This window comes from Ligilactobacillus aviarius, from assembly GCF_001654615.1.
Classification (GTDB): domain Bacteria; phylum Bacillota; class Bacilli; order Lactobacillales; family Lactobacillaceae; genus Ligilactobacillus; species Ligilactobacillus aviarius_B.
The window spans coordinates 21,067-37,138 of the sequence record NZ_LWUD01000016.1; the positions used below are offsets into that span (position 1 = coordinate 21,067).

The window sequence follows — 16,072 nt, forward strand, 5'->3', positions numbered from 1 at the left end:
GTGAAGAAGAGTTTAATTATGAGTGCAGGGGTGTTAGTTGGTTTGACTTTTGGAGGATATGTTGGCAACACAGTTGTTAACCAGTCAATAGAGGCAAGGACCACTCAGAAGTCAACAACGAGGAAAATTACTGCTAAAGTTGGTAAGAAATCAATGGCGTTGACAGTTAACCCTAAGAACATTCGTGTTCAAAAAATGACAGAGCCGGACGGTAAGGAAGTTCAGGTGTTATTGATTAAAGGAACATTCAAAAACACAGGAAAAGGAACTGACACACCTGCAGTTTCTTTTGGAGCAAAGCAAGAAACTGGTAAGGGTGTATGGTCACACATCGCCACATATGTACCATACGCAAATCAATTGACTGCTGAAGACGAAAACCTAAATAAGCGTCTTAATGATGAACTTGAACCAAACGCCAGTGTCGATGCGTTGCTCATCTACAAGCTTGAGGGAAATGGCAAATTTAAAATCAAATCAATGTTTGACGGTAAAGGCGCGTTAACAATCAATGTTGACAAGCTTATTAAGAATGAGCAACCACAATCTAGCCAGTCACACTAGCTCTTTTTTAGCATAATAATTAAACAAGAAAAACGCACTTTTCACGACGGAAAACAGAAGAGCGACGAAAAATAAAAAAACGGATGGCTGAATTTTTCAGTCATCCATTTTTATTAAGCTAAATTCTTTTATTAAGCTAAATTCAAATAATCTTCAAGATAGTAGGCCATGCCGTCATGCGCATTGTCAAGGGGCGTAACGTCATTGGCAAGGCTGCGGATCTTGTCCGTTCCATTCTTCATGGCAACGCCCCAGCCAGCATACGTTAACATTTCAGCGTCGTTGTGTTCGTCACCGAATGCAATCACGTTTTGACGATCAATGTTAAAGTAGTTCGCTAAGTAACGCACGCCGTAAGTCTTGTTGATTCCGCGCGGTGATAATTCAAGAATCGGGTTCGGACCGCCCCAAACGCCAACCGTGATTCGATCACCGAAGTTGGATTCAAGTTGATGAACAATGTTGTCCTTTTTATCAGGATCAACCAGTAACATCATTGATGTTGGATCGCGTTGCAAGTTCATTTGATTTAAAACTTCAGTTGATTTTAATGCGGTTGGGAAATAACCACCAAGGACGTTATTGGGAACGTCTGCAAGCGCAAGGTCTTTTCCTTCAGCGGCAATGATTTTAATCCCAAGATTTTCTTTTTCATGTAAAATATCAAATGCAATTTTACGGTTAAAGGTTAATTCATATTCTTTATCCCAGTGGTGGTGTGGAATATGCCCCAGTGAACCGTTGAAATTGATCATTGGCGTTTTTAATCCTAATTCATCATAGTAGTTAACGGAATTGCGGTTGGGCCGACCGGTAACTAATGCGACAATATGCCCAGCCTCTTGAGCCTTTTGAAGAACTTCCTTTGTTTTGGAACTTAATTGTGATTCGGAATTTAAGGTCGTTCCGTCAAGATCTAAGGCAATTAATTTCTGATCCATTAAAAATCTCCCTCCTTAAAGTAATTAAAAGTCGAATTAATTTAAAACTACCACAAAGTCAATATAATTACTAGGTTTTCATCATGATTTAGCGTTATAATTTTACTTATACGGTCAATATGGAAGGAGCATGATTATGATTTCAATTATTCATAAAGAGTGTCAAGGATTGCCTTATTTGGAGTTAATTGAGGAAGATAAAAAAGACCAATCACTTCCGTTGATTGTTTTTTATCATGGATGGACAGGACGAAAAGAAAATAATCTTACCCAAGGGTACGAAATTGCGAAGAAGGGGTTTCGGGTCGTAATGCCGGATGCCTTGTTCCACGGTGAACGGGCAGATGGTCCAGCTGAAAATCACCAATTGCAATTTTGGCAAATTATTGAAAAATCGATTGAAGAATTTCCAAAATTCGTCAAGTTGTATGCTGATCAAGGTCTGATCGATGGCGATAACGTTGCGGTTGGCGGCCTTTCAATGGGCGGAATTACTGTTTGCGCTTTATTTACGGTCTATCCGTGGATCAAGAACGCCGTTTGCCTTGAAGGAACACCGAACCCGGTTGCGTTTGCAAAAATTTTGGTTGACAATTTACCAGGAATCGAAGACGTTCCCCAAGAATATATTCACGAACAGTTAGCCGGATTGAATCAAATCGACATGTCATTAAACCGCGAAAAAATTGCCGGTCGGCCATTGCACTTCTGGCACGGAACGGCTGATGACATGGTGCCATACAACTTAACGAAGAAATTCTTTGATGAAATTCAAGGAAAAGATTTTGCGAAAAATGTTACAATGACTACGACCCCTGGAGCAGGGCACAAAGTATCATTTGAAACGACCGTTGAAATGGCCGATAAATTTGCTGAATATTTTGCAAAGTAAATTTTAATTTGAATTAGTTAGGAATGACATTTAGTGGCAAAAAAGAATTTTTTAACAATTTTGTACACCGCATTGCTTTCATTTCTCTGTGTGTTTATTTTTTCAAAGATCAACCAACGGGATTTGATTTTGCAATTGGATAACCATAATTTAACGGCTGAGGCATACCAGATCAATCTTCGGCAAAACGAAAAGTTAAGCAAGTTTACCAAGGAACTGGATGATAGTTCCGAGATCGATAATGTTCAGGTCCACTTTCAATCAAAGAAAGATAAGAACATTACATATTTCTACGGAAAGGGAAACTTCCCGGTTCCACCAATGGTTTCAGGCGAATTTTTCTCTAAAAATGACTTTGATTCGATCGTAAACGTTGCGGTCGTTGGTCAGAATTTGAAGAAGAAGCTTTATAAGCCTAAGGATCAAGCTTATTTGCATTATGGAAATCACTATATCCCGGTATTAGGAATCATGGGTGAAAACCGGGCCCATTCAAAACTTGATAATCAAATTTTCATTGCCGGTGGGCGCGACATTATGGAAAATTTGAATTCAAATGATTTCATCATCAAAATCGATGGGCGCAAGTCATTTTCAACCAGTTTATTGAAAAAGACCTTTAATGCAGCCAGCGTAAAGCGGGTCGTTCATCAAAATACGCTTGCGCAAAGCGGTTCATGGATTTCAAATCACTTTGCTCACTTGATGGGCTTGATTGCGATTGTCATTGGAACCCTTGGCGGAGCATTCTTGTGGTCAATTGCAACCCGGAAAGATTTCCAAGCCGAATTATTTGCTTCAAATGATAAACGACGCGTTGTTTTCCAAGAATGGCGCTCATTTACCATTTATAACGGGGTTGGAATGATCGTCGGTACGTTGATTGGGACGGTCGTCTTTACGTTGAGTACCTATGCTCAATTGATTCCGTTTATTGTCATTTTGTACATTGTAGCAATTTTGTTGTTCTACTTTGTAATCAAACATGATGTTAAGAAATTGAAGATCAACCTTTAATTTTTAGAAAGGAGCAGGGACGAAGTTATCCGTCCCTATTTTTATGTTAAAGTTACCGCAAGATTTTATTGAAAAATATCAAACCTTACTTGGCGATGAAGCCGAAGCCTTTTTCAAAAGCCTTGATGAAGATGTTCAAAAAGGGTTCCGCATCAATTCGCTTAAACCGCATGCTGATCATCTTCAGCTTGACACGTCCCATCCCATTCCGTTCATTAAGGACGGATATTATGGGACGGTCAGTGGGCGCTCGTTAGCCCATCAGGCAGGCTACGTGTACAGTCAGGACATCAGTGCGATGTATGTCGGCCAGGTTGTAGATGCGCAACCCGGCGAAACGGTGTTAGATCTATGTGCCGCTCCCGGGGGAAAGTCGACTCATATTGCCCAACAACTAAATAATCAAGGCTTGTTGGTAAGTAATGAGATCAACCATAAGCGCGCTTCGATTTTAGTGGAAAACCTTGAACGTTTTGGGGCTAAAAACGTCATTATTTTGAATGAGGATCCATCCCACCTTGCACAGAATCTCAAACAGCGGTTTGATAAGGTGGTCGTCGATGCGCCGTGTTCCGGGGAAGGGATGTTCCGCAAAGACCATAACGCGATCAAATACTGGCACAGGGATTACCCGGCAGAATGTGCGGCGCGGCAACGTAAAATTTTGGTCGATGCGATTCATACCCTTAAACCGGGTGGTGAACTGATTTATTCGACCTGTACATTTTCACCCGAAGAGGATGAACAGATCGTCAGTTGGTTATTAACAACTTATCCGGACCTTGAATTGGTTGAAATTCCGAAGTTTGAGGGAATGGATGCCGGGCGACCAGACTTTGCGGATGGTAATCCAGAACTTGCGAAGACGGTTCGGTTGATGCCACATCATTTTAAGGGTGAAGGGCAGTTCGTTGCGAAATTACACTTAAATGGCAAACCCGGAAAAGTTAAAACCAAAAAGAAAAATAAGAAACAAAATCAGTCGCAATTAACAGCTGATCAATTTGCGCTTTGGCAGCAAACAATTAATCATATCACGGATGAATGGGCAGATGTTAAGCGGTCAAACTTTAAGGTGTTTAATAATCATTTGTACTATTTTGATCGCAATTGGCCAGATATTTTTGCAATGAAGTATATGCGGCCAGGATTGTATCTTGGAGAATTCAAAAAGAAACGGTTTGAACCCAGCTATAATTTGGCGTTGACTTTAAACCCTGATGAAGGAACGGCAAAAGTTGAACTTTCAATGGATCAGTGGGAAAAATACATGCATGGTGAAACCGTGACGCTTTCAAATCCGGTTTCAAATGGATGGACGCTTTTAACGTGTGAAGGGGTCGGCTTTGCCTTTGGAAAAATTGTGGGATCAACGGTTAAAAACTTTATTCCAAAGGGATTACGGTTTTTGAATTAATAAAATCCTGATGATCCGAAATAAAAATAGGTTGAGCTGAGGCTCAACCTATTTTTTTACTCATTTAATTGTTTTTGATCACTGATTAACGCAGGACTCAGCAGGTAACGAACCTGATGCAGTTCTGGAATCGTGCGGCAACCGAGCATTACCATTAAGTCTTTGATCTGACTTTGCAACGTAGTAATTTGATCAACTAATCCTTCAGGGCCGTTTTTGATCAAGGTGTGAAGGAACATTCCGGAAATGCCGACTGAGTCCGCTCCAAGAACAAGGCTTTTTACGACTTCAAGGGCATTTCGAATTCCACCGGATGCAGTAATCGAAACTTGATCACGCAGCGGCTGAGCTCCAAGGAGGCATTCAGCCAGACTGAGTCCAATGTCATTTAGGAATGAATAATCGGCGTCATGCCGGCGTTCATTTTCAATCGCGACAAAGTTCGTTCCGCCTTTGCCCGCAAGATCGATGTTTTGAATCCCTATTTCAGCAAGCATTTTGACGGTTTCAGGAGTTAACCCTTGGCCAACGCCCTTGATCATTAACGGTTTTTCAAGATGATCGTTGATATTTTGAAGCTGGTCTTTCCAGTAAAAAATCCGGTCGCCTTCAGGCATTACTAGTTCTTGAGCAACGTTAAGGTGGACTTGCAGTCCATCTGCTTGGGTCAGTTCAAGCGCTTGCTTGGCCGTTGCGAGGTCATTTCCAGCCCCAAGATTTGTGAAAAGCAGGGTATCTGGTGTTAACTGGCGCAACTGCTTAAAGCCATCAGCATTTGCCGGATCCTTTAATGCAACGCTCACCGAACCGGTCGCAAAGGGGACATGGCATTGGTTAGCGACTTGCGCAAGCTGAAAATTAAGCTTGTCAGTTTGTGGACTGCCGCCGGTAATGGCATTAATAAAAAAGGGATTATCAACTTGATATCCCATGATGGTTGTTGTTAATGAAATTTCGTTTTTCGAAATTTCAGGAATATTTTTAAATAATAGTCGGACTTCATTTAAACGATTCCGACTTTCTGGCTGATAAAGTTTTTCAGCAATAAAAACATGCTCGTCTTTACGATGTGCTTGAATATCCATTATTATTCCTCATTACTTGTGTACGTCGATAACTGTAACGGCAAGATTTGGGCCTGCCGCCATTGTTCAAAAATCTGCTGGTAATTTGATCCATGTTTAACGAACCCAATTCCGCAATCGCCACCGCCAGCCCCGGACATTTTGCCGCTTCCGCCAAAGCGAACGACAAGCTCGACCAATTCTTTGAGCCGGGGAGTCTCCAATTCGACGTGGCTAATTTCACTTAATTCATTTAAAAGTTCCCGGTTGCGGGTAATTGCAGCGGTCATTTCTTCAAAGTTATCATTTTTGATTGCCTGAATTAACTTTTCAACGCATTGCGCACTTTGAACAACAAACGTATCATACTTTAAATGACTGCGCCGTTTAACTTCGGCAACAAGATGTTTGGTTGAGGCGGGGGCGCCGGTCCATCCGACAATCAAATCGGCAGTCGTTGGGGGAGTAAGCGGCTCAATTTTTAACTCCGGCCAATCAGCTGCAATTAACGGCTTGAGTGGTGTTTGCGGCTGATCAAGTAACCAATTCCGGTCAGGCGAGTAATAGGCGATCCATCCAGTAAATGCACTGGCCGCAATATCTCCCAAGGAGCCATTGCCTTGAACGTTATAGTGCGCAAGAGCGGCAAGTTTATATATTTCCATAGCAGTCAGGTGAAGGTGATAGAACGCAGCAATCGCCTTCACAACGCCAACGGTTACAGCCGCCGATGAGCCAAGACCAAATTTTTTGCCATCAGAACTATCAAGCTCGCTATCGATCTCAAGGTTGAAAAGCTGAAGTTGGTGACCGCATTCAGTAGCATAACGTTCGGTCAAGCGAATTGCTTCAAGCACAAATTCAAGTTGAACATCGTCTTCAAGTTGAATTTGGTGGTGAGCTGTTCGGTGCCATTTAACCGGCACGGTCTGATACTGATGCGAGTAAATGGTCCCAGTCTCAGTTGCCGATGTAATTTTGAGGTGGACAAACCGATCCACTGCAACGATCACGGCTGGGGTTCCGGGCTCAACGACGGCATATTCGCCAGCAAGATAAAGTTTTCCGGGAACTTTGACGTTAACCACTTAGTTACCTCCTTATGCTTTGATAAAGCGAACTCCTTCTCCAGGTTTAGCAAATTCAAACGTGATTTGGTCAAATTTTGAAGCTAAAATCCGCTGAATAGCAGGGGCATTCGCTTGCATACATAAAATTTTAACGTTTGGACCCGCATCAAGGGTGTAGTAACACGGGATGTGTTCTTCTTCACGAATCCGTTCGACTTCTTGCATGATCGCAAGGCTCATTGGTTCAAAGTAGTTAAAGTGCGGTTGGGCACTCAAATTTAATGCATGCATTTTAAGCGCGTTGCTTTCAGTGATTTCACCAACTTTTTGAAAATCACGGTTTTGAATTGCCTTTTTAATTGATTCTAAATCTGCGGTTGTTGATTGGATCCATCCTTGATAATACGGGGAAGTCTCAACGACGGTCTGCATTCCGGCCCGGGAAGAGATTTTCTTTTGCCCGGAGTTGACGATTCCAACCAACATTCCAATCGGCCAGTCAAGGTGTTCTTCAACGGGGACGGCATAGGATGTTTGATCATCCTTTCCCTGACGCCATTCAACAAATCCGCCATAGATCGACCGGCTGGCAGAACCTGATCCGCGACGTGCAAGGCGTGAAAGATCTTTTCTGTTCAAATCCAATCCTGCGGCCTTGCTGGCAGCAGCGGCAAGGGCAGCAAAAGCTGATGCCGAAGATGCCAGTCCAGCAGCTGAAGGAACGTGATTGATTGAATCGATTCGGGCGAAAGTTTGAATCCCTGCAAGTTCGCGAACAAGGTCCATAAAATGATCGACCTTTGGATTTTCAGCAGGTTCGCCGTTAAGGGTAAAGACATCCTGCGTTAATGTTTCATCAAACTTGACCGTTGTATCGGTATAAAAGTGGTCAAGGGTAAGTGAAAGCGAACTGTTTTGCGGAATGATCAAATCAACATCTTTTTTTCCCCAATACTTGATCAATGCAATATTTGTATGTGCACGGGCAGTAATTGGTGAACTATTCATGAACGGCCTCCTTAAGCAAAGGTTCGATCCATGTTTGGGTTGCACCGGCATCTAAAAGGGCTTGCGAAAGACCACTGGCATCGCCAATTGATTTCGTAAGGCAAATGAAACATCCGCCTTTGCCGCCGCCGGTTAATTTACTGCCGAGCGAACCGTTCTTCAAACTGAGGGCGATCAAATCATCGAGTTGCGCACAACTAACGCCTAACTGGCGCAAAATGGCTTGCGCAGCATTGAAAATTTCGCCGAGTTTTTCAATATCATCTGATGCAAGGGCATCCTTCGCATTAAAAGCAAGTTGCCCTAAGTCAGAAATCAATTTTTGGGTTTCATCCGGGTTATGCATTAACCGTTCCTTAACAACGGCAATTGCTTGACTTGTTTTGCCTTTAATTCCGCTGTCGGCAATTACAAGGTACCCGTGGGTTTTAATTGGAAAAGTTTTTAATTCCTGGTTGCGAACCATCCAAATTGGTTGTTCGCTTGCACAGGTTGCGGCATCTAACCCGCTTGGATTTTTATGGGTATCTTTTTCCGAAATATTTGCAAGGTTCAGTAACCGGGTCTTGGTTAATGGCTTGCCTAAATATGTGTAAAATGCCCGGATCAAAGCAACCGCCACCGCTGCTGACGAACCCATTCCGCGTTCGGCAGGAAGGTCGCTTTTGATCGTAATCCTTAATGGATTTTCAATTTCATTTTTATCGATTAAATAGTTAATTAAATGTTTAATTCCTGAAACCGGAAAATCAGCTAACTTTCCTGTAAAGTAGCTGCTGTTAATTGTGCTTTCGGTTTCGGCGTCTTCAACCGTTACTTTAACATTTACGGTTGTGAGTGGAAGGGCAATTGCCGGTTGACCATAAACAACGGCATGTTCGCCAATCAGAATAATTTTTGCGTTGCTCTTTCCGTGAGCTGGATTACTACTTACCAAGGTAAAGATCCTTTCAAAATGGATTTGAGAAGTTCAAAAAGAACATATTACCTTTTTGAAATTGTCAGTATAAACACATGTTAATTCAACGCTCATTATACCGTATTAATTGGGAATAGACCAATGAAATTTTAATTAAAGGATCTCTTAATGAGTAATAATTTGTTATTTTAACTATTTGAGAATTTATTTTGAGTTTAAACGGTAGTTTATTGTAAAATCAAAGTTAGAAATTAAAGGAATGACGGAAGAATGGCAAAGAATCAAACATTCGCGGTGGTTGATCTTGAAACGACCGGAACGAAGATGGACGGAACGAACCGGATCATTCAATTCAGTTGTGTTCTCGTCCAAAATCGCAAAATTGTAAATACTTTTAATACGTTAATTAATCCGTTAATGGCCATTCCGGCCGATGTTCAGAATTTAACGGGAATTCATGAAAAGGATGTGCGGCACGCCCCACTTTTTGATGACGTTGCGGGAACGATTTATGCGTTATTGCAGGATACCGTTTTTGTAGCGCATAACATTCAGTTTGATTATCGGTTTTTAAATGCTGAACTTGAACGGGTCGGGTACCCGGAACTGGACTTAAAGGGCGTTGATACCGTTCAGCTTAGTCAGATTTTATATCCATGTCTGGCGTCGTATCGGCTCCAGGATTTAAGTGCGGCCTTGAAAATTAGTCATGAACGGCCCCATCAGGCGGATAGTGATGCGGTCGTGACGGCCGAGTTGTTGATCAAACTAATGGATCAGATTCATCAACTCCCGGATTCGTTATTACGCCAGCTTGAATCAATGGGGGATGCATTATTATTTGAAACTGGAATGCTGTTTTCAAATGAACTGCGAAACCGGAATGCGCCAAAGAAGCATGACGCTGATTTGATTCAAGTCGGAAAAATTACTTTCCGGCGCCCCCGCAAATTTAGCGATCATTTACAGGGAAGATCGAAGCAACCATTGCTTGAAGCGTGGCCGTCAAGCTATGAAAAGCGGCCGCAGCAGTTAAATTTGATGGAAGATGTTGCTTCCCAGATGCGACATGGACAGCCGCAAGCCTTTTTCGAAGCACCAACGGGAACAGGAAAAACACTGGGATATTTGCTGCCGGCAGCCCATGAGCTCCAATATGGCCACCGCTTTTTGATCAGTACAACGACGAATGCCCTTCAAAATCAGCTGATCGACCAGGAAATCAATCAGCTTGATCAGTTTTTACCATTTAAGGTCAACGTCGTTTCGTTAAAGGGCAGTCAGCACTATATTGACTTAGATAAGTTTGCGCATACGCTTGATCAGCCGCAAAATGACTATACCCGTTTGATTCAGATGCGGTTATTAGTATGGCTGACTCAGACTGAAACGGGTGATATGGATGAATTGAACTTTACGGTTCAGCAATTACCGTTATTTGATGAAATTACTCATCATGGAGTTCAGGGATTAAATCAGGAAAGTCCGTATTACCAATATGATTTCATGCGGCGGCGAACTGATGAGATGCAAAATGCGGATTTTGTGATTACGAATCACGCTTATTTGATCAAGCATGCGGCGGAATTTGCAGATCAGCATCGAACTTTGATCGTCGATGAAGCCCAACAGCTAGTAACGACAACGTTGCAAAATAATAACCAGGTAATGGATCTTGATGCGGTCAAAATTCTCGCTGATACGTTGCTTGTCAAAATGGAGTCGCAGGTTTCATATTCATTTGCAAATTTGATCGAACAGCGGCTGCTGACTAAGGCTGAGTACCGGAAGATTCTCCAAAAAATTCAAGTCATCGACCATACGATTCCTGAATTTCGCGATGCAATGCTGCAGCGGTTCATGAAGTTGCAACGAATCGCCAAAATTACGGAAACTCCGATTCAGTTTAAAAAGATTTTTGGCTTTGTTAAGGAACATGTCAATCAATATCGTAAGGTGCAAAATGCAATTCGGTTCTTGGAAAATAAAAATCCAAAACTTTACCGGCACTTTATTGAATTGCTTGACCAACAGCGCCTTGATAGTCAGTCATTTAATCTGTTTAAAGCGTACTTTAAACTCAGTAATGAATTGCTTGCAAAGTTAAAAAACTGGGATCGGCTTGCGTTGGAAAACCTTGAAAAGACGGCGGACAGTTTACTGATGTGGCTCAGTTATCCGCAAGCCCAGGATGGCGCCCACTTAAGGCTTCACTTTGGGTTGATGGAGTCCCAAGATTTCTTGCAAACTAACGTCTATTCGTTTTTCAATCAGGTGCTGTTCTTTAGTGGAAGCTACTTTACTTCGCAAACGTATCAGTATTTCGTTGATCAGCTTGGCGCGGTTGAAAGCAAACATTTCAAATATCAGTCGGCTTTTGATTATGAGCATCAGGCGAAGGCCTTACTGGTTAAGGATGCCCCGGATGTCAATCAAGTTCCGGCTGACGAATATGCAAACTATTTAAGTGATCAGATTATTCAGATTTGCCAAGCACAACACCGGCAGACAATGGTTCTGTTTAATTCAAACGAAATGGTTGAAAAAGTTTACGACCAATTGCGCGATGACGAACGGATGCAGCCATGGCAGATTTTGGCGCAAAACGTTACGGGCACCGCTGAACGTTTAAAGAAAAAGTTTCAGTCAGTCCAAAATGTACCGCAGTTGTTGCTTGCAACGGGGACATTTTGGGAAGGGGTCGACTTACCGGCTGACCAGCTTGAAACCCTTGTGATTGCTAAACTGCCATTTCAAGCGATTCAAAGTCCGTATAACCAGATTCGGTATCAGCGGGATGAACGGGCCGGTGGCAATGCGTTCAACGACATTGCGCTTCCTGAAGCGGTTATGCGGTTTGCCCAGGGAGTTGGCCGCTTGATTCGAACACAACATGACCGGGGCTTAGTGATCACGCTTGATTCGCGAATCGTTAACCGCAGTTATGGAAAGCAGTTTGTGAATACTTTTCCGCAGGGAATGCCGGTCAAGGTAATTGAGAGCGAACAACTGACAGCTGAAATTACAAATTTCTTTAATTCCAAACGTTAGGTTATTTTTTTGTTATAATAGTTGATAACATGTAATAGAGAAGAGGCTCAGAATGGGACGGGTTCAACGCAAAACGAAGCGCATCAAACGGATGATCATCATTGGAATCATTGCTTTAATTTTGATCGTCATTTGGGGATACTATATGGTTGCCCAATTGCCGTACCGTGAAGCGAAGAGTGAAGCTTTTCAGATGGCGGCAAAATATGCGAAGGTTGATAGTGTTAAAAACTTTTATATTTATAACCGGAACAGTACATATTACACAATTGAAGGCGAAAACAATGATAACCAAGATGTGTACGTTGTAATTCCCAAGAAGGGCAATCGCGTAAATATTTACGAGAAAAACAAGGGAATTACAAAGAAAGCGGCTGAAAAAATCGTTAATCAAAAGTATCAACCGCAAAAGATTGTGAAAACCGTTTTTGGAATGAAAAACGGAGGCACACCATTATGGGAAGTGGCCTATGAAAATCAACAAGGTAATTTGTGCTATGCCCAGGTTGCATTTAAAGACGGGCAAGTCTTACAAAATATCACGAATATGTAGTGAATGATAATGACACATTTCGGAAGATAGTTTATAATTAAAAAAAGTAAATCTTTTTTTGAGATTATCAATTAAGATTAGAGGAGGAACGGCTTGTGGAAACGATCAGCATTATTGATTCAAAGAACCACGTAAACGAAAAAGTCAAAATCGGAGTTTGGCTTACAAATAAGCGTTCAAGCGGGAAAATTGCTTTCTTACAATTGCGCGATGGATCAGCATATTTCCAAGGAGTGGTTGTAAAAAACAACGTTTCTGAAGAAGTTTTTAAGATTGCTAAGGAAGTTAAGCAAGAAACAAGTATGTACGTAACCGGAACGATCCATGAAGATTCACGGTCTCACTTTGGTTACGAAATTGAAGTTGAAGATATTGAAATCGTTGGTGAAAGTGAAGATTATCCGATCACCCCAAAGGAACACGGAACAGATTTCTTAATGGATCACCGGCACTTATGGTTACGTTCAAGCCGGCAATTCGCAATTATGAAGATCCGGAACGAAATGATTCGGGCAACATATGAATTCTTCAACAAGGAAGGATTTATGAAGGTTGATGCTCCAATCTTGACCGGAAGTGCACCAGAAGGAACAACTGAATTATTCCACACGAAGTACTTTGACCGGGATGCATACCTTTCACAATCTGGTCAACTTTATGAAGAAGCCGGTGCAATGGCTTACGGTAAGGTCTTCTCATTTGGCCCAACATTCCGGGCTGAAAAGTCAAAGACCCGGCGGCACCTGATCGAATTTTGGATGATTGAACCCGAAATGGCATTTACTCACCAAGAAGAAAGCCTTGAAGTTCAAGAACGGTACATTGCATACCTTGTTCAAAATGTCCTGGATCACTGTGATTACGAATTGAATATTTTAGGCCGTGACAAGGATGTTTTGAAGCGGTATACCGAATTACCATATCCACGAATCTCATATGATGAAGCAATCAAGATGTTGCAAGATTCAGGTGAATTCCCAGATGTTGAATGGGGAGCAGACTTTGGTTCACCAGAAGAAACATACTTGGCTGAACAATTCAGTAAGCCAGTGTTTGTAATGAACTATCCGAAGGCCATCAAGCCATTCTACATGAAGCCGCACCCAACTCGGGATGATGTTGTTATTTGTGCAGACTTATTGGCACCCGAAGGATATGGTGAAATTATCGGAGGTTCAGAACGGGCAACTGATACGGATTACTTGAAGGAACAAATCGAAAAAGCCGGTTTAAACATGAAAGATTACGAATGGTATCTTGATTTACGGCGTTATGGAAGTGTTCCGCACTCAGGATTTGGTCTTGGGCTTGAACGGGCCGTTACTTGGATCACAGGCGAAGACCACATTCGGGAAGCAATTCCATTCCCACGTTTGTTAAACCGGATTTACCCGTAAAATTGGGACTTGAAAAAGAGGCTGGATATGTTCAGCCTCTTTTCTTATCTGAATGATTGAGGAGGGATTTTGAATGGATGACGCAATTGCATTGAAGTTATTGCAGACAGAAAGTACGATGATTCCAAATTTGATTTTGAAAAATTACGTCAAGCTCGGAATGACCGCGGAAGAATTTGTCTTTTTGCTTGAACTTAAAGCTGCATTGAAGGATGGGAACCAAGCCTTTGATCTTCAAACGATTGCCCAAATCATGAGTAAGGATGAAGCTCAGATTTATCAATTGCTTCACGGATTGATCGAAAAGGGTATTATCAGCCTGACATCAGTGGTGGACGATCAGGGACGGAATTCAGACCAATATAGCTTAGATCCATTGTATAAAAAGACACTTAAACTTTTACGCGATCAGACCCAAGAACACCAAATTCAAGCTCATCAGCAAACACGCAATGATGTCTTTGCTCGAATTGAGCAGGAATTTGGCCATCCCTTGTCTTCATTTGATATGGAAATGATCGATAGTTGGCTTAATGAGGATCATTACTCGCCTGAGATTATCATTTTAGCTTTAAAAGAGGCCGTTTTAAGCGGCGTTTATAATTTAAAGTACATGGATAAAATTTTGCTTGCATGGGAAAAGAAGGGCATCAAAACGGCGGCTGATGTCCAGCGTCAACGGGCCAAATTCAGACATCAGGGCCAAAGCCAACGAAAACAAGGAAATCGGGTGAAACCGAAGATTCCGTTGAATAAATGGTCGGAGTAACTGAAAAATGATTATCCAGATATAATAAAGAGGATGTGATTTTGATCACATCCTCTTTTTAACTATCGTGATTTTAAATTAAATTCCCCGAAGAATTCCCACAATTGACTGATCATTGATAACAGCTGGATCAACTAAGTCAACTTGACCGTCGTATACCAACGTGTCGATTGCAATTTCATTTGCTTGAATCTGTTCGTCAGTTTCGGTTTCGTTAACGGCAAGTTCGTGCGCGATCACGGTCGTATCGAGCCGACCTTCTTCAGCTGCCGCTTGAACGTCCTTCATTCCTTCAAGATATCTCTTCTTTGAGTGGGCAAGGTCAATTGCATCTTCAATCTTTTCCCGGCTTTCATCAATGAACCGTTTGGTAATTTTGGCCGTTGCCTTTTCAAGCGTTTCATGATTAATTACTGCTGGAATTGTCAATGTATCTTCTTTATCCAAGAAGTGGTTGTGGGATAATTTCTTGAATTCGCCTGCATCATCTTCAGTTGCCATCAAAACAACTTTTAAGTGATCCTTTAAGCTGATGTGTTTAGTAATGTATTCATCGACCATTCTGAAGTATTGATCCATGTTTGCTTGTTCAGCTTCTGCTTTAACATCGGTTCCTCTGAATTGGTCATATGAACCGCCGCCACGTTGTTCCATCCGAATCTTTTGATCAGGCGTATCAATGTTTAATGCTTGTTCAGCTGAAACCGGGGCGTCATCACTCAAATTCAATTGGGAAACTAATCCATTTTTAACGGTAAACATTTCAAATGAGGAACGAGTGATCTTTGCAATATTATAACTTGGCATATATTCATATCCGCGAATGATTGGCAAAATATATGGTTTATCAGCTACCCGAACTTGGAGATCAACTTTCCGTGGAAGGTAGTAGTGGTAAGCTGTTTCATTGCTAATAATGATCGCAAGTGACTTTGATTGAGCATAATCAAAGATAATATCGTTTTGCGTTGCTTTAATTTTCTTCTCGTACTTAGACCAGTTCTTTTCGCCATATTTTGCAATAAATTGCTTTTTGGCTTTTGAAAGAAGACTGTTAAATTCGGTGTCATCAAATTTGAAATTGTCTTTGCTAGGATAAAGTGGTAAAAACAATGAAATAAATGGTCCTGAAACTTCTTCATTAACTACAATATTTTTCAAATCATGTTTTAATGACATAATCAAAACCTCCTTTAACCTTTACATTTTTATTATATATTGGTTGGAATGAAAAGGTTATCAATATGCTTGGAAAAAGAAGGTGTGACAAAATAGTAAAAACGAGCGTGGTGGAAGCAGAAAAGCGAACGAATCGCGTCAGCATAGATTCGGAGGTTTTCGAACTTCACTAGCTTCGCGTCGTAGCTCGTTTGTTTTGGAGCCCGATTATGGGGATAGATACAACAAAAG

General features: G+C 41.7%; 14 protein-coding genes. 8 read left to right on the forward strand and 6 right to left on the reverse strand.

Annotated elements, in window-relative coordinates:
- The gene (locus A3O17_RS03115; RefSeq protein WP_064212898.1) at nucleotides 1–564 is read left to right on the forward strand and encodes a hypothetical protein; all 564 of its coding nucleotides are present in this window, start codon (nucleotides 1–3) and stop codon (nucleotides 562–564) included.
- A gap of 131 nt (nucleotides 565–695) precedes the next feature.
- Here the strand turns inward: A3O17_RS03115 and A3O17_RS03120 are convergent, their stop codons facing one another.
- Nucleotides 696–1,505: a Cof-type HAD-IIB family hydrolase gene (locus A3O17_RS03120; RefSeq protein WP_064208028.1), complete on the reverse strand. Its 810-nt coding sequence runs from the start codon at nucleotides 1,503–1,505 to the stop codon at nucleotides 696–698.
- Between the two features lie 136 nt (nucleotides 1,506–1,641).
- Here A3O17_RS03120 and A3O17_RS03125 point away from each other — a divergent pair, with 136 nt between their 5' ends.
- From A3O17_RS03125 to A3O17_RS03135, 3 genes are read left to right on the forward strand one after another with little or no spacing between them, the layout of a single operon-like run.
- Nucleotides 1,642–2,397, forward strand: a complete 756-nt coding sequence (locus A3O17_RS03125) for an alpha/beta fold hydrolase (protein ID WP_064208027.1) — start codon at nucleotides 1,642–1,644, stop codon at nucleotides 2,395–2,397.
- A gap of 33 nt (nucleotides 2,398–2,430) precedes the next feature.
- Complete coding sequence (locus tag A3O17_RS03130; protein WP_064208026.1) at nucleotides 2,431–3,414, forward strand: hypothetical protein; 984 nt, start codon at nucleotides 2,431–2,433, stop codon at nucleotides 3,412–3,414.
- A 43-nt stretch (nucleotides 3,415–3,457) separates the two neighbouring features.
- Nucleotides 3,458–4,831, forward strand: coding sequence for an RsmB/NOP family class I SAM-dependent RNA methyltransferase (locus tag A3O17_RS03135; RefSeq protein WP_064208025.1), 1,374 nt, complete (start codon nucleotides 3,458–3,460; stop codon nucleotides 4,829–4,831).
- Nucleotides 4,832–4,887: 56 nt separating this feature from the next.
- Here A3O17_RS03135 and fni read toward each other — a convergent pair whose 3' ends face one another.
- Genes fni through mvk form a run of 4 tightly spaced genes read right to left on the reverse strand, consistent with a single transcriptional unit; the run spans nucleotide 4,888 to nucleotide 8,910 of the window.
- Nucleotides 4,888–5,916 (reverse strand): type 2 isopentenyl-diphosphate Delta-isomerase, encoded by a 1,029-nt coding sequence (fni, locus tag A3O17_RS03140; protein ID WP_064208024.1) that lies wholly within the window; start codon nucleotides 5,914–5,916, stop codon nucleotides 4,888–4,890.
- A 2-nt stretch (nucleotides 5,917–5,918) separates the two neighbouring features.
- Nucleotides 5,919–6,983: a phosphomevalonate kinase gene (locus A3O17_RS03145; RefSeq protein ID WP_064208023.1), complete on the reverse strand. Its 1,065-nt coding sequence runs from the start codon at nucleotides 6,981–6,983 to the stop codon at nucleotides 5,919–5,921.
- A 12-nt stretch (nucleotides 6,984–6,995) separates the two neighbouring features.
- Nucleotides 6,996–7,973, reverse strand: a complete 978-nt coding sequence (mvaD, locus tag A3O17_RS03150) for a diphosphomevalonate decarboxylase (RefSeq protein WP_064208022.1) — start codon at nucleotides 7,971–7,973, stop codon at nucleotides 6,996–6,998.
- Nucleotides 7,966–8,910, reverse strand: coding sequence for a mevalonate kinase (gene mvk / locus A3O17_RS03155; RefSeq protein WP_064212899.1), 945 nt, complete (start codon nucleotides 8,908–8,910; stop codon nucleotides 7,966–7,968). The genes mvaD and mvk overlap by 8 nt, the downstream gene beginning before the upstream one ends.
- A gap of 252 nt (nucleotides 8,911–9,162) precedes the next feature.
- On the opposite strand from mvk, the gene A3O17_RS03160 reads away from it, so the two are divergent.
- The 4 genes from A3O17_RS03160 to A3O17_RS03175 all read left to right on the forward strand — a co-directional run bounded on the left by A3O17_RS03160 (nucleotide 9,163) and on the right by A3O17_RS03175 (nucleotide 14,662).
- The gene (locus A3O17_RS03160) at nucleotides 9,163–11,943 is read left to right on the forward strand and encodes a helicase C-terminal domain-containing protein (protein ID WP_064212900.1); all 2,781 of its coding nucleotides are present in this window, start codon (nucleotides 9,163–9,165) and stop codon (nucleotides 11,941–11,943) included.
- Between the two features lie 52 nt (nucleotides 11,944–11,995).
- On the forward strand, nucleotides 11,996–12,496 hold the full coding sequence (locus tag A3O17_RS03165) for a cell wall elongation regulator TseB-like domain-containing protein (protein WP_064208019.1): 501 nt from the start codon (nucleotides 11,996–11,998) through the stop codon (nucleotides 12,494–12,496).
- A gap of 95 nt (nucleotides 12,497–12,591) precedes the next feature.
- A complete protein-coding gene (asnS, locus tag A3O17_RS03170; protein ID WP_064212901.1) occupies nucleotides 12,592–13,893 on the forward strand; it encodes an asparagine--tRNA ligase in 1,302 nt (433 codons plus the stop codon).
- Nucleotides 13,894–13,966: 73 nt separating this feature from the next.
- Entirely contained in the window at nucleotides 13,967–14,662 is a 696-nt protein-coding gene (locus tag A3O17_RS03175; RefSeq protein WP_064212902.1) for a DnaD domain protein, read from the forward strand.
- Between the two features lie 78 nt (nucleotides 14,663–14,740).
- Here A3O17_RS03175 and A3O17_RS03180 read toward each other — a convergent pair whose 3' ends face one another.
- Nucleotides 14,741–15,841 carry a baeRF6 domain-containing protein gene (locus tag A3O17_RS03180; protein WP_064212903.1) on the reverse strand — a complete coding sequence of 367 codons (1,101 nt, stop codon included), beginning with the start codon at nucleotides 15,839–15,841 and terminating at the stop codon, nucleotides 14,741–14,743.
- Nucleotides 15,842–16,072: the final 231 nt, after the last annotated feature.

Coding starts and splice junctions, on each gene's coding strand:
- A3O17_RS03120 (WP_064208028.1), bottom strand. CDS start 1,505: ATGGATCAGAAATTAATTGCCTTAGATCTTGACGGAACGACCTTAAAT.
- A3O17_RS03125 (WP_064208027.1), top strand. CDS start 1,642: ATGATTTCAATTATTCATAAAGAGTGTCAAGGATTGCCTTATTTGGAG.
- A3O17_RS03135 (WP_064208025.1), top strand. CDS start 3,458: ATGTTAAAGTTACCGCAAGATTTTATTGAAAAATATCAAACCTTACTT.
- fni (WP_064208024.1), bottom strand. CDS start 5,916: ATGGATATTCAAGCACATCGTAAAGACGAGCATGTTTTTATTGCTGAA.
- mvaD (WP_064208022.1), bottom strand. CDS start 7,973: ATGAATAGTTCACCAATTACTGCCCGTGCACATACAAATATTGCATTG.
- A3O17_RS03160 (WP_064212900.1), top strand. CDS start 9,163: ATGGCAAAGAATCAAACATTCGCGGTGGTTGATCTTGAAACGACCGGA.
- A3O17_RS03165 (WP_064208019.1), top strand. CDS start 11,996: ATGGGACGGGTTCAACGCAAAACGAAGCGCATCAAACGGATGATCATC.
- A3O17_RS03175 (WP_064212902.1), top strand. CDS start 13,967: ATGGATGACGCAATTGCATTGAAGTTATTGCAGACAGAAAGTACGATG.
- A3O17_RS03180 (WP_064212903.1), bottom strand. CDS start 15,841: ATGTCATTAAAACATGATTTGAAAAATATTGTAGTTAATGAAGAAGTT.